17 protein-coding genes are annotated in these 18,830 nt (G+C 65.5%); 7 read left to right on the top strand and 10 right to left on the bottom strand.

All coding sequences use genetic code 11. The features are described 5' to 3' along the window. Both ACFVDP_RS43645 and ACFVDP_RS43640 read left to right on the top strand, forming a co-directional pair. On the top strand, positions 1 to 93 hold a 93-nt coding region (locus tag ACFVDP_RS43645; protein ID WP_383503365.1), incomplete at its 5' end, for an SDR family oxidoreductase. A 394-nt stretch (positions 94 to 487) separates the two neighbouring features. Further along, positions 488 to 922, top strand: coding sequence for a MarR family winged helix-turn-helix transcriptional regulator (locus ACFVDP_RS43640; RefSeq protein ID WP_383503363.1), 435 nt, complete (start codon positions 488 to 490; stop codon positions 920 to 922). Here the strand turns inward: ACFVDP_RS43640 and ACFVDP_RS43635 are convergent. From ACFVDP_RS43635 to ACFVDP_RS43600, 8 genes are all read right to left on the bottom strand, one after another. Further along, entirely contained in the window at positions 898 to 3,696 is a 2,799-nt protein-coding gene (locus ACFVDP_RS43635) for an AAA family ATPase (RefSeq protein ID WP_383503362.1), read from the bottom strand. The two genes, ACFVDP_RS43640 and ACFVDP_RS43635, sit on opposite strands and share 25 nt — an antisense overlap. Positions 3,697 to 3,995: 299 nt before the next feature. Next, complete coding sequence (locus ACFVDP_RS43630) at positions 3,996 to 6,482, bottom strand: hypothetical protein (RefSeq protein WP_383503360.1); 2,487 nt, start codon at positions 6,480 to 6,482, stop codon at positions 3,996 to 3,998. Positions 6,483 to 6,946: 464 nt separating this feature from the next. Beyond that, entirely contained in the window at positions 6,947 to 7,417 is a 471-nt protein-coding gene (locus ACFVDP_RS43625; protein ID WP_383503359.1) for a hypothetical protein, read from the bottom strand. 366 nt (positions 7,418 to 7,783) lie between these two features. Next, complete coding sequence (locus ACFVDP_RS43620; RefSeq protein WP_383503357.1) at positions 7,784 to 8,731, bottom strand: hypothetical protein; 948 nt, start codon at positions 8,729 to 8,731, stop codon at positions 7,784 to 7,786. Beyond that, positions 8,724 to 9,593, bottom strand: a complete 870-nt coding sequence (locus ACFVDP_RS43615) for a ParA family protein (RefSeq protein ID WP_383503355.1) — start codon at positions 9,591 to 9,593, stop codon at positions 8,724 to 8,726. Before ACFVDP_RS43615 ends, ACFVDP_RS43620 begins: the two co-directional genes overlap by 8 nt. Before the next feature lie 1,035 nt (positions 9,594 to 10,628). Further along, the gene (locus ACFVDP_RS43610) at positions 10,629 to 11,066 is read right to left on the bottom strand and encodes a hypothetical protein (protein WP_383503353.1); all 438 of its coding nucleotides are present in this window, start codon (positions 11,064 to 11,066) and stop codon (positions 10,629 to 10,631) included. A gap of 239 nt (positions 11,067 to 11,305) precedes the next feature. Further along, entirely contained in the window at positions 11,306 to 12,511 is a 1,206-nt protein-coding gene (locus ACFVDP_RS43605; protein ID WP_383503351.1) for a ParB/RepB/Spo0J family partition protein, read from the bottom strand. Beyond that, on the bottom strand, positions 12,508 to 13,740 hold the full coding sequence (locus ACFVDP_RS43600; RefSeq protein ID WP_383503349.1) for a ParA family protein: 1,233 nt from the start codon (positions 13,738 to 13,740) through the stop codon (positions 12,508 to 12,510). The genes ACFVDP_RS43605 and ACFVDP_RS43600 overlap by 4 nt, the downstream gene beginning before the upstream one ends. Before the next feature lie 439 nt (positions 13,741 to 14,179). Here ACFVDP_RS43600 and ACFVDP_RS43595 point away from each other — a divergent pair, with 439 nt between their 5' ends. Both ACFVDP_RS43595 and ACFVDP_RS43590 read left to right on the top strand, forming a co-directional pair. Continuing rightward, a complete protein-coding gene (locus tag ACFVDP_RS43595) occupies positions 14,180 to 14,944 on the top strand; it encodes a trypsin-like peptidase domain-containing protein (RefSeq protein WP_383503347.1) in 765 nt (254 codons plus the stop codon). Between the two features lie 452 nt (positions 14,945 to 15,396). Then, the gene (locus ACFVDP_RS43590; protein WP_383503345.1) at positions 15,397 to 15,729 is read left to right on the top strand and encodes a hypothetical protein; all 333 of its coding nucleotides are present in this window, start codon (positions 15,397 to 15,399) and stop codon (positions 15,727 to 15,729) included. Positions 15,730 to 15,740: 11 nt separating this feature from the next. On the opposite strand, the gene ACFVDP_RS43585 is transcribed toward ACFVDP_RS43590, so the two are convergent. Both ACFVDP_RS43585 and ACFVDP_RS43580 read right to left on the bottom strand, forming a co-directional pair. Continuing rightward, positions 15,741 to 16,250, bottom strand: a complete 510-nt coding sequence (locus ACFVDP_RS43585; RefSeq protein WP_383503343.1) for a DUF2199 domain-containing protein — start codon at positions 16,248 to 16,250, stop codon at positions 15,741 to 15,743. Positions 16,251 to 16,297: 47 nt separating this feature from the next. Next, positions 16,298 to 16,657 carry a hypothetical protein gene (locus ACFVDP_RS43580; protein WP_383503341.1) on the bottom strand — a complete coding sequence of 120 codons (360 nt, stop codon included), beginning with the start codon at positions 16,655 to 16,657 and terminating at the stop codon, positions 16,298 to 16,300. Positions 16,658 to 17,394: 737 nt separating this feature from the next. On the opposite strand from ACFVDP_RS43580, the gene ACFVDP_RS43575 reads away from it, so the two are divergent. The 3 genes from ACFVDP_RS43575 to ACFVDP_RS43565 form a co-directional block, all read left to right on the top strand. After that, entirely contained in the window at positions 17,395 to 17,691 is a 297-nt protein-coding gene (locus ACFVDP_RS43575; protein WP_383503339.1) for a hypothetical protein, read from the top strand. Next, positions 17,688 to 18,293, top strand: a complete 606-nt coding sequence (locus ACFVDP_RS43570) for an RNA polymerase sigma factor (protein WP_383503337.1) — start codon at positions 17,688 to 17,690, stop codon at positions 18,291 to 18,293. Before ACFVDP_RS43575 ends, ACFVDP_RS43570 begins: the two co-directional genes overlap by 4 nt. Next, a partial coding sequence (locus tag ACFVDP_RS43565) for a hypothetical protein (protein ID WP_383503335.1) occupies positions 18,283 to 18,830 on the top strand: 548 nt, incomplete at its 3' end. The genes ACFVDP_RS43570 and ACFVDP_RS43565, both read left to right, overlap by 11 nt.

The raw sequence follows: 18,830 nt of genomic DNA, 5'->3' as shown, positions 1-18,830 counted from the left end.
GTCGCCAACCTCGCCCTCTTCCTCGCCACCAACCAGTCCAGCTTCATCACCGGCACCGAAATCTTCATCGACGGCGGCGCCAACCAAATCTAAAAACCCACACAAAAAACAGCACCACACAGCACCACACACGGCACGGGCCGCGGCACCCCCACCGCGGCCCCCGCCCACCCTGCGGGCGGCTGCGCACCAGCGGCATCGCCACTGGTCGGCGAGGGAAACATGGTGCCGTCGATGGCCGAGGCCGCGCCTCCGACCACCACGGGAAACACGCCTACGTGCACCTCGGCACCGTCACCCTTGCGATTCTCACCATCTCGCTCCGTACACGAGGCCGCTCCACCCACTCGGGGGACGTAACCACCCAGCCATAGGCCTCGTGACCCAGAACCCCACTCCGGAGTAAGTGATGAATCAACTTGTTGATGGCGTGGAATCCGAAACACCCCGCTGGCTGACGACGACTGAGGAACGGGCCTGGCGGGGGATGCTACGTGCGCTCGAGCGCCTGGTCACACAAACCGGGCGACCACTGCAGAGCCAGTTCGGTTTGTCAGCCGCCGACTACACGGTGCTGGCCGAACTGACCCGTGTCCCCGGCGGTCGGCTGCGCGTCGTAGAACTTGCCAAAGTGCTCGGGTGGGAGAAGAGCCGGGTGTCCCACCACATGACCCGTCTGGTCAAGCGTGGTCTGGTCAGCCGGGAGGGGTGCGCCGACGACCGTCGCGGGGTCTTTGTGCAGGTGACCCCAACAGGCTATGAGGCTATAGCGGAAGCCGCCCCGCACCACGTCGATGATGTTCGCCGTCTCTTCCTCGACCACCTCACCCCTGAGCAGGTTGCCTGTCTGGCCGACATAGCCGACACGCTGGCGGACAACCTCACACAGCCCCCGGCTCAGCCAGACCTGTCCCTGTCATGAGCGGACAGAGCGTCCCTGAGACCTCCACGTGAGGTGATGCCGAGCTTCGGGTAGATCTGGTACAGGTGGGCACCGACAGTGCGGTGTGAAATGAGAAACCGCTCGGCGATCTGCTTGTTCGACATACCGGAAGCGGCCAGTTCCGCGATCTCACGCTCCCGTGGCGTGAGGTCCGCCGCTCCCCCGCCATCCGGTTGGGGAACATGAGAACCGACGGCCCGGAGTTCTTCCTCCGCCCGCTTGCTCCATGGCAGGGATCCGAGTCGCTGGAACGTGTCCAGTGCGGACCTCAGAGGCTCTTTGCACTCGGTCGCCGCCCGGGCACGGCGCAGCCGCTCCCCCTGCGCCAGTTGCACGCGTGCCCTGTCGAAAGGAAAGACGGCAGCGGCGGGCAGGGACAGCGCCTCCTTGAAGAGTCGCGCCGCTGTGCCATCGTCCTCCTCGACGAGAGCCGCGGCGCCACGCGCCAGAAGCGCCAAGCGAGGAGAGAGCGCTTCGACACTCGATGCGTGGACCGCGCGCACCTGCTTGACCGCGTCCTCTCCGCGGTTGCAGCGCAGCGCCGCCTCTACGAAGTCGAAAAACAGCCGACAGGCCACCTGTGAGTTCGCGAGTTCTCCCGCTGCGCCCACCGCAAGAGCGTGATGAAGAGACTCCTCGTAATCTCCCGCCGCAAGGTGGGCGAGCGTACGAACCTGCTCGGCATACTGAATGATTGCCTGCAGACCGCGCGGCGCCGCCCAGTCATACATGCGGTCGGCCAACGCGTGAGCGGTGTCGACATCTCCCTGAGACGCCGACACCAGACCTTTGCTGTACTGGAAGTACCAGGCGAAGAAGGAGTATCCAGACTCCTCGCACAGCCCGAGTCCTTCGTCGGACAGCTCTGCGGCCTCGCTCCAGTTACCCGTGTGATAGGCGCCCAGGGCCAGGTGCAGCAGTACGCCCAGGTGTCGGCGGGCCGGTCCCCCGGTCCGGCCCTGCCGGAGAACGCGCAAGGACGGTTCGCGGACCGCCGAGAGGCGGTCCGAGGGAACGGCGACGGTGCCGATGCGCACGATCTGAGCGGGGTCGCTCTCTCTCACCGCGTCGCCGGTGATGTGGTCGAGCTGTCGTAGCGTCGCCGGTCCGGTGTGGGCGGGGTCCGAGTACAACTGGCCGAGGACGGAGAGCAGCGCCGGCGGTTCCGGACGCACCCTCGACAGCAGAGTGTGGAAGCGGCCCCACAACTCTTCCGTTCCCTCGTAGATGCACAGCAGTGAGAGGAGGTGCAGTGCGTCGATGAGGGCGGGGTTGTCGGCGTCGTAGCCGTGGGTGCCCTCTTCGATGGCCCCCACGAGAATGCGATGGGCGGTACTCACGTCGCCGTCGCTGTTGAGCAGCAGTTGCACCGTGGCGGCGGCGAAGCGGAGCGAGTTGCTGTGCTCCGGAGCCGCCTGCCGGGCGTTCTCCAACAGTTCCGAGGCGCTGTGCAGTGCTCCGGTCGCCTCGGCTCCGAGGTATGCGGCCTCCGCCAGCCGTCGGGCACGGTCCAGGCCCAGCGGGCTGAGGTCCGCAGCCCGCGTCAGCGACGCGATGGCGGCCACCGCGTCCCCACGGCCCGCAATGCTGTGCGCCACTTCTTCCAGCAACGCGGCCACCTGCTCGTCGGGTTCGAGCGCCGCTTCTCCGAGGTGCCAGGCCCGAGATTCGGGCTGGTGGCTCAATACCTGCGACAGAACGCTGTGGGCCGCCCGGCGGCTACTGCTGGTGGAAGCCTCCACCACAGCCGAGCGGATCAGCGGATGCCGGAATACCAGGTGCCGGGTTCCGCGGTCCACGTGGACAAGCTGATCCTGCTCGGCGGGGACCAGGTCTTCCAGGCTGGCGTCTCCCTCCATGGCGCGCGCGGAGGCGTGCAGCACGCCCAGGTCTCCGCTGCCGTCCAGGGTGGCCAAAAGGAGTAGATTCTGCGTTTTTTCGGGCAAATGCCTGATACGGGAGACGTAAAGAGACTGCAGACGCTGGCTGAGCGGCAGAACTTTGGGAACGGCCTCGAGCGCGGCGGGTTGATCCGCAGGTAGTGCGTTGGGAAGTTCGAGCAGAGCCAGAGGATTGCCCTGTGCGGCGTTCAATACTCGTCGCCGTATCTGCCGACCGAGCCGGGGGAAGCGCGCGTCGACCAGGTGACCTGCCGACTCGGCGTCCAGAGGCGGAAGTTCGTAGGTCGGCAGGCCGCCACTTTCAAAAAATCCACCGGCGCCGGAGCGCATCGTCGCAATGAACCTGATGCGCGTACCGGAAAGGCGTCGGGCGATGAACCCGAAGACCGCAGCACTCACCCGGTCCACCCAGGGCAGGTCGTCGACGGCGATCAGAACCGGTGTCTCGCCGGCCGCATCCTGCAGCGCGGCCAGTGCCGCGTTGAAGACGACAAGACGTTCGGGAGGCTGACCGGCACCGAAGCCGAGGGCAATGTGAAGAGCTTCCCGGTGTGCGCTGCCGAGGGCCTCGACGGTGTCCTTGAGCGGAAGAAGCGCCTGGTTCAGAGCCGCGTAGCTGATGTCGGCTTCGAATTGCACTCCGGCGACGCGCAGCACGCGTGCACCGGCGTCGGCCGCGGACTCGGCGATGGCGTCGAGCAGCACTGTCTTGCCCACGCCCGGCTCCCCTGACATCAGCAGGGCCCCACCGGAATACGGATAGGCGAGGAAAGCGGAGATGCGTTCCAGTTCCTGTTCGCGTCCTATCAGAAGATCGGCCGCACCCGTGTGCAGAGGATCACTGAAGCTCACCCGACGCCCTCACATTCGCGCTGCGGCATGGGACAGGGCTGCGCGACGCGGATCGGATGGGCCACTGCGAGGTCTGTGCACCGACGGCCCGTCCGGCCTCTGCACTCCGCAGCCTCTCCCCGCTGATGAAGCAGCACCGCACCCGAGGCGCATCTGTCATTTGACTTATGGGCTGTGACATTAACATGTGCACGAGTGGGAGTAACTGCGCAGGTCGGGCCTTTGGGAGGCTTCGCTCTTGACACCGTGACTTGTCGCCCATCCGACGCGGAGGGTCAGTGAGTCTGAGACGGGTGAGTTCACTGCGGGTCATGTGCCCGACGATCTTGGTCAGCGGGCTGAACGGAGTGCGTGTTGATCTCGTTCCTGGCGACCCAGTGGGCCAGCCGGTCCAGGCGGGCGTTGAGCAGCTGCTCGGCCGCGTGCTGCTCGGCCGCTCGAGCGGCTCTTTCCGCGTCGCGCTTCGGTGCGCGGGAGAACCGTTCGCGGTGCGCCGCATAGGCCGCGTCCCCGGCCGCGACCGCGGCTTGCGAGCGGGCCAGGGATTGCAGGGCTGCGTGCCTGCGCTCCATCCGGATCCGGCGTGCGACCTGCTCCTCGGTCTCGGCACGTGCGGCCGAACCGTCGCTCCGCAGCGCGGCACGCTCGCAGGTGCGGGCCAGCAACGCGTGGGTGTCGGCCGTGCACTGCTCGACCAGAGCGGCAACGTGATCGGCATCGGTGCACTTGGTACGCACCGCGACCGCCAGTTCCACCGCGTCGTGCAGCAGGCGCTCGGTGCTCTCGCGGCTGGCGCACGTCGGGCAGTGTCCGGCGGCGTTCGGGGCGCCACAGTCTCGGCACGGCTGGGCCTGCGCCTGTGCCGCGGCGACCGCGGCCGCTGCGTGCTCCTGCTGCTCTCGTGACCGGCGTGCCTGCAGTGCTGCAGTGCGCTGTTCCCGTTCCACGGCGATCTGCTGATGTCTGCGGGCCAGACTTTTGGCGTCGGTTCGTTCGCGCAGCTGTTCCTCGACGATGCGCCGACGGTCGGTGGGTGTCAGGTGTGGCAGTTCCCGCGTGATCCGTGCGGCGATAGTGGCGCGGTGGGCCCGCCGCAGATGGATCACGTTGATGCAGTTCTCGCAGTCGGAGCCCGTGTCGAGGCGGATCCCGTCATCACAGCGCGGGTCCGGGCATGAGGAGCGCTGTACCAGGCCTCGGCGGATCAGCCATGGATAGGGCTGGTCGACCAGAGCTTCGCCGCCGGTTTCCCGCAGTCGGTCACCAAGTCGGTCGGCCAGCAGCCGAGGGCCCTGCGCCGGGTGTCCGGTCAGGCCTCTGAGCCGCTGCAATTCCGCTTGTGCGGCAGCTTCGACCTGTCTTTTCTGCCACGGGGACAGGCGCTCCCACAGCGGGGCGACGGGAGCCAGAGCCAACTGCACATCAAGGTCATCGGGCGGAGAGACACGCCTGGGGCGCGGAACCTTTTCGGCCGAAACAGCCCCCGAGCGCTGCCCAGCACCGCAACCGTCGGACGTCTGCCGGTCCTGGTCGGCCATCGGGAAAGCATCGTGCTGTTCCCCGCGCAGCGGGCTTTGTTCCGCAGTCGCAGCCTGGGCCCTGCCACCGGAGCTCAGCTTCTTGTCCACCCGGTTCTCGCGCACGCACTCGCGTTCCGGCTGACGGTCCTTACCCCCACGGCCTGTGCCGGAAAAACCACAAGAGACCTGCACAAGAGCTGAGGGGGTAACCACTGGGGGGTGGATAGCGTGGTGCTCTGCACCACCGGGACGTTCTGTGCTTACGGCCTCAGGCACATCTTCTGCACCACATTCCCCAGCAGGAACGCAGGATCCGTCGGCACCAGCCCGAGCATGATCCCTGACTGCACCAACAGGACGCTGCGAAAACACCGGTTGACTGCTGGGGACCACCTCCACAGAGCACAAACGGCGGCCGTAGGCCTGCGCGACGGGCAGCAGCATGACCCGCCCCCGCCCTTGCAGCCGGGTCGCGGTTTCCCGGCGGGTGCGTGCCACCACACCGGCTTTCGTCAGCCGCGCCAGCACTTTGCGCGCAGCTGCCGGACTGCATCCCAGCAGCCGGGCCAGTGTGGCTGCGCCACGGCCCTCCCGTGTCTTCACCGAGCCGCCGCACAACTGCAGCCAGCCTGTCGCCCGAGTGTTCAGCACCAAGAGCAGCAGGCCGAGCCGGTCTGTTGCCGCGCCCCTTCCCTGTCGCTGGGCAAGCAGTCCGGGTGGCGTGGCCGGCCTGCCCTTCGGCGTCCAGCCAGGCCCGAAGAGGGCCTCACACAGACGCAGCAATGTCGCCAACTCCGCCTGGGACAACGCCAACGGATGTGCCACTCCCCCTGCCTTACGCGCTTTCCACAGGGGCATGAGCAGGCAGTCGAGCCCGGTCGGGCGGCCTTGGGAGTTGCGTACCTCGCTGGTGTGCAGCGCGTCCGCGGCGCGGAGAGGCGGCAGGACCTTGTGATGAACCGTCGACTCCGACATGCCCAGCCATCGGCCGAGCTCTTCACCCCAGATCGAGGCCATGTTGTCCCGCTTGCCGCCCCTGGGGGCGCGGGACTTCGCGTACAGCACCACGGCAGCCAGCTTCGGCGCGTCCTTGAGGTGGGCGATGGACGGCTCCGCCAGCAAGGCCAGCACCGCGGCGCGAAGCCGAAGCCGCATTCCGCGCCTCAGACGCAGGGGATGTGCCAGGTCGTCGTGGCTCGGTTGCTGTGTGCTCGGCAACGGCCGGAAGGCGGCGCGGTGCTCCTGAAGGGGCGTACTGCCGTCCATGACGGTGTCGACGGGGCGCGTCAGGACAGGGGCTGTGGCCGAGGCCCTCACTGGAGGCCTCGCACTTCCGGCAGCGCCGTGCTGTGGAGGTGGCTGGCGGCGAGCCTCTGTTCGTCGCCAGCCACGTAAAGCAGGGTAATTAGGGCATAGCGTTTGTTTTCAGCGGATTTCGTGTCGTCTGCGGGCAGCAAAAACACAGCCCTGGCGGGGGTGGCTATAATGAGCTCCAGAACCAGAGAACGGAGTTGGGAAACCCTCATCGCGACTCGTCGGCCCGGGCAGGACGGAGCGAGTAGGTGGGGGACGGTATTCAGTTGGTGATCAAGTGCCGGCTGTGACTCCTTCTTCGAGTCGTGTGGGGCCTGGGAGCGTGAATCCCTGGCCCCACACGCGGTTTCATGGGGCTGTCTGCCGCATGTCCGGTCCTCGGGGACCGCGTCTTGTCAGGTCTTGTCAGGTCCTTGTTATGCCGCGCTGCGGCCGCTGGGCCGGCGGCGGCGGCTCTTGAGCGCTCCTATGGCATCCGGGAGTTCGGCGATCCACACTCCGATGGGGATGCGGATGGCAGTGCGGCCTCCGAGCTGCTCGAGGTCGAAGGCCGCGCGCTCCCCTGGTGTGGTCACCAGGTGCACGGAGTCCTCAAGGACCCACAAGATGGTGTCCTGGGTGGTCTTGGCATCGGAAACCGCCTGGCGCGCCGCTTCGACGGCTGACGACTGCCAGAGCATGAGGTCCTGACGTGCGCTGCGGGGCCTGCGCGTTCCAGGCCAGACGATCTGCGAGACGAACGCGAAGACACGCAAGGCGACGACAGAGTCCTCGAAGTGAGGCTCGGTCAGTACTCCCTGGTCTCTGGCCTTCCAGGCCCACGACTCGCTGAGGCCTGCGGCTGTAGCAACGGCGCTGGTGCTCAGGTGCCCTGGCGGAAGCGTCACGGTCGTGTCTCCTGACAAGTCTACTGATCGTGATCACACCTTAGCGCAGAAAGACGAGGTTCTTCTCTCGTCACTAGAGGAACGGCGTGTCCCTTGGATGGCCAAAAAGGGCGTGAACGGCCTTTTTTGAGGGACCGTCACCGCAGCAGCCGCGTATGACGCTAGGGATTGCTCTAGTGACACATGGATCGTGAGAGAGTGAGTTAGATCGATTGATTGATTGCTCTATCGTTCGATACAGCGTTGCACTCGACGTTGCACTTATGGGCTGAGCTGGGACTTCATCAACAACAAAGAGGGGTTGGTCACGGCGTGTGTGCCGTGACCAACCCCTCCGGAATGAACAGGAGTTGAAAGAAGCCCTTGTTAACGCTGCCGGACGGGCCGCTGCAACGGGCCCTCGTTCTCGAGCGCATCCAGGTAAGCCTCCACATGAGCGGAGACCACCAGCGTTCCCTTCCGCCCGAAATCTGCCTGCTGCAACTCCCCGTTCAGCGCGGAGACCCACGCATGAGCCGTCCGTCCGATGCGGTACGACGACGGCTGCGTGGCCTCCGACTCCCACAGCCGCTCCGTGGCGAAGTCCGTCGCCTGATCGATCCAGCGATCCACATTCCCCGTCACGTTGCGCAGAGCAGCGTCCAGATAGTGCCCGATCGCCAACTGCCGGTTCCCACTGCTGAGACGGTCATCGTGCAGCCGCTGTTTCAACCGCACCAGCACATCGGGAGCCAGACGAAAACCGTAGGACTTCCACTGCGAGGAGCGCATCTTGGCGTCCGCAAAGCTCTCATGCACCGCTGCGTGGGCCCAGACAACCTCGCTGGATCGCTGCGGCAGCACATCAGGAGCGGCATTCGACTCCTCATTGGCTTGCTTGCTGCGCCGCGGCGCAGGAGCAGCAGGCTGTGAGGCCGGCGCCGACCGGCGTGCCGCCGGACGCTTGGGCTCTGCCTGATCAGCCGGTTCCCTCACCTGCACGGCGGTCTTCGTCCGCGCGAAGCCCTCCTCGGGCTCCTGCGGCACTGAGGCTTTGGGCTGCGCTGCATCGCTGAGGGGCTTGTTGGCCGACGGAGCCGGCTCGTGCGGCTGTTCCGGCAGGAGAACCGGCGAGGCAGGCTCGACCTCCGGTTCTGCTGCCGGCTCATCCGGGGGTTGGGCGACCGACGGTGACGCCCCTAGACCTGCTCCCCCACCGATGAACGACCGGCCGGCGACATCATCGGCTCCGGACAGAAGCCCCTTGACCAGCGCCGCGCCCCCGGCCTTGAACTGCTTCTTCTGCGCCGTCTTCTTCTTCGGGGCGTCATTCATCGGCGCCCTCGCTCTCGATCCTCTCCGGCGTCTGCCACTTCTGCGCCGGAAGTTGCATGCGCTCGACGATCTGGCCCATGAGTTCGCTGTACATCTTGCCGGGCGTGTGATTCGCGAAGCGGATGACTGCCGGGATGCCGTACGCGAAGGAGTCGCTGATGCGGTTGTCCTGGCGGATGTCCGTCTGGAACGGCAGAAGGTCCGCATCGAGCATGCCGTTGCGGATGTTGACCTCTTGTGCCTTCCATCGAGAGGGCGGATTCGAGCGGTTGAGGACAGCACCGAGATACTGGGGGTCGCACTCGCCGGTGGTGCGGTCCTTGACGTAGCGCACCGTGCCGCGTGTAGCTGCGGCTCCCTTGAGGGCCGGGTATTCGGGTACGCACACCGTGATCACGAAGTCGGCGGCGGCCAGAGCGGTCGCGGACAGAGAGGACACGGCCGGGGGCGTGTCGATGACGACGAAGTCGAAGTCACTCTCCACCTCCATCAGCATCCGCCGCAGTATGGGAGTGGCCTGGAACCCCTTCTTGTGGATGAGGTCCTGGGCCGCCGTCATGGTCGACTCCTCACAGGCCAGCAAGTGCAGGCTGCCTGCGTCTTCCCACTCATCGAGGAGGTCGCTGCGATCGAACCAGATGTTCTCCAGCGACATCTTCATACCCTGCAGGCGGGCCTGGAGGATCCAGCCCAGAGAGCGTGCCAGCTGATCCTCCCCCGCGAGGTTCACGCCGACAGCGGTTCCGGCCTGGGCTTGGGGGTCGAGGTCGACCGTCAGCACGCGGGCACCAGCCAGAGCGAGACCTGCCGCGAGATTGACGGTTGTGCTGGTTTTACCCACGCCCCCCTTCTGCGTAGCCACAGCGATGACCTTCAACGCGCATCCGCCTCTCTCAAGCCTGTCTGATCGATGGGTGACCACGTGTCACGCGGAAGCTCAGCTGCAGTTGAGCCGTCAGTACCGCATTTGAGCAGCCCGTTAGAGCTGTCCATCCGATTTCTGACGATCCGTCCACCAAGCGTTGCTCTAGTGACACCGGGACGTTTGTGCATGACGATAACAGGATTGGCGGCAGGGAGAGCATTGGCACGCCCCGTTATGACGGGCGTTTGACGAAACTCGTAGGCGCCGCTTCCCGGCGGTGACAGACGTGTGAGCGATGGCTGGTCGCGCTGATCACCAGTCTTGCTGAGGCACCGTCACAGGGCGCCATCCGCGATGAGGCGTATGGCGGCCTCTGACGCGATGGGTCGATGGAGAGTTCGATTGTGTCCTCGTCCGTCACTACGTTGAATCGTTCGGCCGTGAAACCGATAGTGCGCTAGAGCGTCAGATGATGCGTTAGATGGTTCGCTGGTTCGACCGCACGTAGGTGAACGCGTCTGCATGACCGACGGACTGATTGCTCGACGGATCGCTTGAAAGTGCGTCTGTACGTAAGCAAGGTGGCTCGATCGATGGATCGATGGACAGCTTGGTTGTCTGATGGTTCGGTCTATCGACCGCTGGACCGTCCGTTGGTTAGATCGATCGTTGGTTAGATCGCCTCAACGCAAGAGAGAGAGAACGCTCGATAGTAAGTTAGAGCGTTAGCCACATCGCAAGATGCATCGTTGGTTGCAGTGCAACATCTATCAGAGTAGAGATCAAAACTCCCTCCGTAATATCCAACGCTCTTCTCTAAGTTGTATCTCACGTTGCTTCAATCGCTGCGTGCTTCGAAGTATCTATCGTTGCACTCGACGGTCGCCGCGCCACAGTTTCGCCGCCGCGGGGATCTTGCATCGTTGTATGCTACGTAGCAGCTATCGTTGCACTTGCGTTAGTGCAGTTCAGAGCTGGTGCGTGCCGCCTCCCGTGACCCGCCACGCCGTGTTCGCGACGCCCTGAACTTCCTCAGACCTTCCGATCGATTCGATCCATCGCAGCCCTGAAGACAGTGACCAAGTCATCCGCCATGCGATACCCCACCGTCCGTTGGTACGACGGCACATCAGGGTCGTACTGGGCCTGCACCGGACTGGGCATCCCGTCGGGCCAGCGTCCCGCGACCGTTCCTCGCGTGATTGCCTTGGTGATCGCTCCCGAGCGGCCACGCAGGGACCCGCTCCCATCGGCCCCGCGAAGCCTCTCGGCGGCAGCCCAGCCGTCGCCCAGAACCGCCTCACGGATCAGCCGGCCAGCTGTCGTCGGAAGATCCCGCAAAAGCATTTCCGCGCGCGGGACCGTCCAGTCCGCGTTCAAAGTGACCGACTCGTGGCTCGCATGACGGCCGATCAGTGCCGCGATCTCCAGGGCCAGGTCCTCAGGGGCGTCCTCGATGATAATGCGCATCGGGCCACCGTCTCATAAAACCCTTGATTAACCCGATCTCGTCATTCCGATGCGGTTGCGCCGGATCGTTTCGGAGGGGCAGTCGGTGGGCCGATCCCGGGTGGCTACAACCATCTGCGGCCATCGCTCGCATCGCCCAGCGGACGCTCCTGTGACGTCGACACGACCTGTGAGAAGGCCCAGCCGCCAAGGAGGCTGGGCCTTCTCACAGTCCGGTGAGTAGTGCGGCGAGGTCGGGTTCAGCTGGCAGAGGCTGCCTGCTTGCGGCGCCGCTCTGCTCTCTTCGTCAGCTCATCCATCATGGCGAAGAACTGAGCGTCGTCCATCTTCCGGTCCAGGAAGAGAGCAGCGTCCAGCCCGTTGTCGTACGGGAACTTCTTCAGGCCGGGGGGCTGCTCACTGACTGCCTGCCGTGGCTCAGGAACGCCGTCTGCGGCAGATGCCGGTGCCCTCTCATCCGCGTCGGTCGCGTCTGCGTCAGCGCTCTGCTCGACAACTTCTGTCGCCTGGCCGCCATCCGCAGGTGCGGAAGCCGGTCCGTCCGTTGCACCGGGGTGCTGCCAATCTGTCGTGGACGGCATCGGCTTTACCGCGGCAAAGCCGGCAGGCGGCTCGTCGGCTACTCCCTCGGCGGCCTGCTCCCCCTCGGGTGAAGGCTTTACCGCGGTAAAGCCCGGGGCTACGACCGGCGGGGTGTGCGGTGCGGCGCGCCTGTCTTCCTTCTCGACGTCGCGTGCGACGAGACGGTTCTCCCAGGCGGTTGCCTGCTCCTCCACCGGAAGTTTGGCCAGTGCTCGCGTCTCACGAACCGGGAGCACTCCGGCGCTGACGAGTTCCTGCAGCTTTGGGGCGAGCCTGAGGAGATACAGCTGCTGGGTGACCCAGCCGGCTGACTTGCCGTAGTGCTCAGCAACCTTGGCCTTGCCTCCCAGCTGGTCGACCATGGTCTGAATACCGATGGCCTGCTCTACCGGATCGAGGTCCTCGCGGTCGTTGTTCTCGGACAACACTGCGTCGAGAAACGTGGCCCGGGACGTGGCGATCGTGTCGTCGACGATGACCTCGAGGGTTTCCAGGCCGGTCACGCGGGACGCCCGATAGCGGCGTTCCCCGTTGGCGATGACGTACCGGTGCGTACCGACAGCGTCGGCTTCGCCTTCCCACAGCTTCAGGTACGCCTCGCGGGTAACCGCGACAGCGGGCTGCAACTGCTTCGTCTTCAGCTTCTGTCCGAACTCCCTGAGATCCGAGTCGGAACCGAAGTTGCGGCGGGGGTTGAACGCGGTCGGTACGAGCTGCTCAAGGGGGAGTGTCCGAAGCCGTGAGTCGGGGGCTCCGGTCGTGGGTACGCCCGTGGCCTGGGCTACCGCCTGGCGGCGGGCACTGACCGAGGTCGTCTGGGTGCCGCCGAATCGGCCGGCGCCCAGCTTGTCCTTCTTCGTCATGCGACCTCCCTCGCCAGGGCACGCATGCTGACCGAGATCTGGCTCTTGGGCGCGTAGGACAGCAGAGGACGCTTCATCCGCACGGCTTCCTTTTGTTCCTTGCGCTCCCCGATGATGCCGACGACCTTGGGATCCTTTATGTCCATCCAGCCTTCGAGGGAAGATGTGGCGATGTAGCCGCGGCGCGGGTCGTAGAGGTTCACGACGAGGCCGAGGTACTCCATGTCGAGGGCCATGTCACCGCGGAGGTCTTCGATCTGGTTGGTGAGCAGGTCGTAGGCGTCGGCGGAGCTGTCCTCCGCCTGGACGACGACGAGGACGCCGGACTGCCCGGGGGGTTCGTTCTCACGTCGGCGTCCGTAGTAGGCGGCGGCGTCCATGCTCAGGCCGAGGCTGGGCGGGCAGTCGACGACGATGACGTCGTAGTCGGATTCCAGCGGGGCCAATGCGCGTTCCAGCGCTGCCTCACGTGCCCGGACGCTGGACAGGCGTACGTCGAGGAGGAAGGCGTCGGTGCAGGCGGGTAGCAAGTGGAGCCGGTCTCCGAACCGCTCCTCTTCGATCTGAACGATGAGGTCGCGGAGATCGCCCTGGGGGTTTCCGCCCATGTGGTTGGTGAGGCTGTCGCCGTCGATCGGTAGAGGCCTCGCGCCGAGTTGGTTGGTGAGGTGGCACTGCGGGTCGAAGTCGACCATGAGGACGCGCAGCCCGAGTCCAGGGAGGTTCTCGACGCCGAGTGGATCGTCGGTGTCGCCCTCCGCGAGGAGTTGCTTGGCGACCTGCACGGGGTGCAGAGCGTCGGGGTCCTCGGCGAGGGCTTCGCTGAGGCCTGCCGTGATTGCGGTCTTGCCGACGCCGCCCTTCTGGTTGCACACGACGATGCGGCGGGTGATGGCCGGGCGGGCGACGTCGGGTGCCGGGTGGGTGTCGAGCCAGAGCCGCACGGCCTGGGCCAAGCCTTGGGTAAGCGAGACACCTCGCTGCTTGGCTGTGGCCTTGAACTCTGCCCACTGGCTGGGCGGAAGGAAGGTGGCGAAGGAGTCGGCGCCGGAAGTGTCGACGGTTTCCGGGGTGGAAGCGAGCGCGGTCCAGGCGCTGAGCCCCTGTTCGACGGCGGCCTGAATCTCAAGTCCGTGCTGGGCGGTTCGGATTTTGAGTTGCTGCCGGAGCCATCCCGGCAGCTTGGAGACGACCTTTTCCCGGTCGCCGGAGGTGGCTGGAGAACTCATAGGCGACACCTTACTAACGTCGCACCTCAAGTCCAGCATCGACACGTTAGTTTAACGTCTCATCAGGCTTTACCGCGGTAAAGCCCGATGACTGGTCTGTCGGCGCTGCGCCGACAGCTTCCGCGTGGCCGTATTGGCGTCAGACTCGACCCACACTGATTGTGCCCTCTTGTCCGTGAGCGGCAGCTCGGGCGACATTGGCCCAGCCCTCTGAGCGCGCGATCTGCCCGCCGACAAGACCGACGGACGCGGCCGGTGCCCGCAGGCGGCGGGACGTCAGAAACCACCATGGTGAAGGTCCTGGCGGTGGAGGCGATCTCTCATGCTCCTGTGCTTGGCCATGACGACGGCTCCACATATCTCCTGGACCACTGGTCTCTCTCTGAACAAGACTGCGGACCGCCAAGCCGCACCCGACGCATGCGAGGTACGAAACCACATGGCTGATCGCGCCCCACGCCAGCGCCGGGCCGCACCGAAGCCGGGCCGGATCAAGGAGACCGGCCAGCATCTCCTCAAGGGCTCCGCTCCGGTCGTTCTCGTCGCGACGAGTATGGTGGCGGCCGTTACAGCCATCGTCGGCTTGACCGTCTGGGTTGCGGTAGCAGCCGCAGTGACGGCGGCGGTGAGTGGATGGCAAGTCCTCCGCTCCGAGCTGGTCGTGCCGTTTCGCATCAGGCGGGCGGAGAACGCCACTGCCATGGTGCTCGATGGCGAGGCGGATCTACTGGCCAGGGGATCGGCGTTCCAGATTGCGTCCGGCCGATGGATTACGGCTGCTCACCTCGTCCGTAACAGGCCCCGTCTGACCTTGAGAGTCGGAGGGGCCTCGTCCAGTTGCCGGGTTCTCCACCTCGACCCGGAGTGGTGGGGCCTGGAAGTTCTCGCGGCAGATTTCGATGACGTGCGGCCCGCAGCCGCCACGCGCTCCGTCTCCGGTATCGGAGACACCTTGAAGATCATTGGCTGGGACCACGAAGCCGACCCTGCCGTCAAACACACCTACGAGTACGTGCTGTCGGGACAGGCAGAGAACAATCTCGCCCTGCTCGCCGGTCCGACACCGCAGCCTGGATTCGGCGGTGGTCCGGCGATCGACTCGAAGACGGGCCGGGTGATCGGCGTACTGGTCGCAACCACCGACAGCGGCCAGGGAGGCGCTCTCATCAGCCCGCTCTCGGGTCTCCCACATGCATACCTTTAGCTTTGCAGTCTCGGGACCCGGATGGAGATGCACGGCGGGCCTGCGACTGGCCCGGCTTTACCGCGGTAAAGGTCCGCACCGGCTCTGCATCTGAGGTGGGTGCGTGCGTTGCCGCTGGACTGGTCAACGCTGCGGCTTTACCGCGGTAAAGCCGGCCGCTGTCAGAACCGGCACGCTCAATCCCATCGCTGGAGCCGTCAAGAGCCGTCATCTTCACCGCTTCTGCTGGCTCTCGAATGACGTGTCGGCGAGGCGCAGGGATGGGGGCGTCCTCGTCAGGATCCAGGAAAGCCACGACCGGTGGTTCACGGTCATGGACCACAGAGACTGAGTCGGAGCCGACGCTCGTGTGCAAGTGACTCGTCTCAGTGAAGTTTGACCGTTCTCACTGAAGTTTGACCGATCGCTGCTCTACGTTCGCGGCTGTTGGGCTTGCGAGGGGCGGGACGACGGTGGCCACACCCGCACGAGCATTCGGTGACGAGGCGCTTTCGGTATTTGAGCTGGACTCTTTGGGTTCTGCGGAGCGTCTTAGGCTGCCGCTGGGCAAGGCCTGGAACGTGCGGTTCGAGGAGGTTCAGTCGGTACGTCCGTTCCGCTGGGCGAAGGGCGGGCAGAGCTTCGCAGGCTGCTACTGGGCGGTGACGACGCTCGTCCAATGGGTCGAGGACCATTTGTTGCCCCACAGGTTCGTGGCCGCCCACGGCTACAGGTTCTACGACGTCTTGTTCCTTGAGGAGACCGTTCGACTGCCTCCGCCGCCGCGCAACCCCGTCAAGCCTTGACCTACGGTGACTCAGGCCGGATGCAGCTCAGCCATGGCAATCTCACGCACGCGGTCCTGCGTGATCCCGGTGCGCTGTTCGACGGCGAGGGGGTGGTCGGTGGGCTCCAACTCGATGAAGGGCCGCTTGCCGATCGGTCGAGTGTGGGCGTTGGTCTTCAAGTTGGTGGTGCTCTCGGGATAGAGCGCCAGCTCGGTGCTGAGCCAGCCGAAGTACGGCTTCTCGCCCTCGCGGCTCTCCATGTCCCACACCTCAAGAGCACGGGCGAAATTGGCCCTACTCAGAGAGACCCAGACGCCCCAGGAGAAGACGTCCTGGCTGCCGATCACAGGTATCTCGATCAGGCCCCTGATGAAGAAGTGCTGGCCCTTGATCACGCACTGGTCGGACGACAGCATGCTGTCCGGATCACTCTCGAAGCTGGGATCCCACACGTCAGGGGCCGTGGTCGAGTAGCCGATGGGGAGCTCTGCGTGATGGTCGCCGCAGCATGAGCACGTGAAACCGAGATCGTTAGACATGGCGCGACCCTACCGAGCACCTGCGCAGGGGTCACCCCGCACCATCGCTAAGGGCGCAGTTTCCGGGCCTGCGGGTCGAAGCAGTTGAGGCCCATCAACGAAGCGACTTCGGACGCGTGGGCAGATGCCTCGTCGGCCATGCTCCAGCGCATGGGGAAGTAGATCAAAGGGCCGCGGGCCTCCCCGATCAGCGGAGCAGTTGACCACGGTGGGGTGTCATCGTCGTCTTCGGCGAGGTCCGGCCACCGCTCCAAGAGCGCGACGACGAAGGCTGCTATGCGCTCAGCCGGCGCAACCGCAGGCTCATCCGTGTCGATGAAGCGGTCGTACAGATCGCTGAAGCACTGGGCCGCAGCAGCGTCATCCGCCGGCCGCTCGCCCTCCCACACCGCAAGGTCATAGCTCATGGGCGCAGCCTGCCACGCCTCACAGACAGCCGGACCGGCGAACCAGATCATCCGCGGCAGGGGTCAGAACGCCGGAGGCGGGACAACCCGGTCTGGTGAAACTTCGACGAGACGAACAGGCCAGTCGTCAATCTTCAGTGAGACGGTGCATCTTCGCTGAGACAGGTCAGCAAGGTCGGGGGAGTGGCCGCGTGGGCCGGACAGGAGGTCCGCGGCCTTTACCGCGGTAAAGGTCCACAACGGCTCTGCACCTCAGGTGCGCGGACGCGTCGCCCAGCCGGGCCGGCCGACACCGAGGCTTTACCGCGGTAAAGGTATCTACAGGACCGGTGTGCGAGTGGAGTAGGCAGCGCGTGGGACTGACGGGAACAGGGCCTGCCACATCGGGCTGTACCCAGACCGGTCGTCACAGGTCGCTCTGTCCGTGGCCGAACGCGTCGGGACTCAGGGGCTGGGTCATGGGGGACAGGGGCGTGCGTGTGGACGCGCGGGAGCCGCAGGATGGGGTCTGTCGCCCTCTCCGTCGCCGGGACAAGTGCGCAACTGCCAGCCCGCGTTGATCGATCTCATGGCCCGCCGCCCTACAGGCTCCAATGGGCGCTTCTCGATCAGTCCAGGATCGGAGCTGGTCAACATTGAACGATCGGGTGGGTGTTGAGGGCGATTACCGAAAATCCCCACGGGGAGGTACCCGTTCCACCCGCAGCAAACGATGTATGCGGCGATGCTGTCGGGAGATGAAGGCGAGGCGCAGCGTGCTCGGTTCGGTAGGACCTCAAGAGATCGTTTCGGTACTCGCCGGTGTGCTGGCCCTGGCCGGGGTGGTGATCCGGGCCAGAGGCCGGGTGAGGCTTGCGCGGGAACACCGAAAGGCGATCACCTCCGTGGCCGAGGCGGTCGCGGGCGCCGGACGGGCGCGCATCGAGCACCGTTCCGCCGCCGCCCATTGGTCACTGGAGGTCGGCAACATGCCGGTCATTGACGAGGCGGTGCGGTCTCAGGGCCGCGCAGCGGTCGGTGACGTCGACAGGTGAGCGAGCGCGTCCGCGACGGTAGTGCGGAGGACAGCACCCCGGTCGAACGGGCCATGCGCGACTGCTACGACGCCTATAAGTGGAAGATCTGGCGGTTCGTCGTTGCGCAGCTCGGAGTGGTCCGTAAGCAGGATGCGGAGGACGTGTGTCAGGAGACCTGGACGACCTTCTTCTCGAAGTTCGAGGAGCATGTCGCGAAGTACGAGGACCTGGCGATGGTCTTGTTCCCGATCGCCCACTGCCGAGTCGCGGATCACTGGCGTAAACGAGGCAGAACACCGGAGACCGTGTCCGCGAGCGAGGACCTTGAAGCGCTGGCGCACAGCGTCGCACCCCACTGCGGCATTCCTGCCGACACCAGCACCAACCAGTCCGTGGACCTGAAGCGGGCGCTGGCGGACCTGACCCAGCGCCAGCGCGAAGCCCTCCAATTCCATCACGTGGCACGGCTGACCGTGAGTGAGACGGCACAGCTGATGGGCATCAGTCCGAATACTGCGAAGAAGACGATCAAGGTGGCTCTCGCGAAACTGCGATCCTCTCCGAAGCTGGAGTCCTATCAGCTACCTTTCGACCGAGGGAGGTTCGCCCGTGACGAATGACGAACGCAGCGAATCCTTCGAGACGGATGACGATGAGCTCGACGCCGGATTCGACGCCGTGCTGGCCCGCCTTGATATGGCGACCGCCCAGGAACGGGCTGAGCTGCGCCTGGCGTCGGATCGGGCGGAGATCGGCCACGCCGCCTACGCACTGGGCATGCACCACCTGCAGGACGCCGAGGGCGACGTCGAAGCGGCTGCGCGGTGGCTCCAGCAGGCACACGACATGGGTGTTCCCGGGGCAGGACAAGTCTTGCGCAGCCTCTTGGTACGGCATGAGACGGACGAGGAGACGACGGAGTGGCCTGAACAGGTGCCCGCCGCGTCTCGGGCGGCGGTCTCCAGGCAGCAGGAAGGTGCCGACTCGCTGAAGACCGCACCGCTTCTGACTACCATGACAGCCGAACAGGACCCCGACGTCAGGCAGGCCGCCCTGGACCAACTGCACCACGTGATGGCGGACATGAACGCCGCACGCAGTCTGGCCGACACGCTGCAGACCGTCGCCGACGGGGTCGTGAACGGGCTGGGTTACGA

It is taken from the genome of Streptomyces sp. NPDC057694, assembly GCF_042799415.1.
GTDB lineage: Bacteria > Actinomycetota > Actinomycetes > Streptomycetales > Streptomycetaceae > Streptomyces.
The sequence above is the reverse complement of the archived record's forward strand: the minus strand, read 5'-3'. Positions and strand labels throughout refer to the sequence as shown.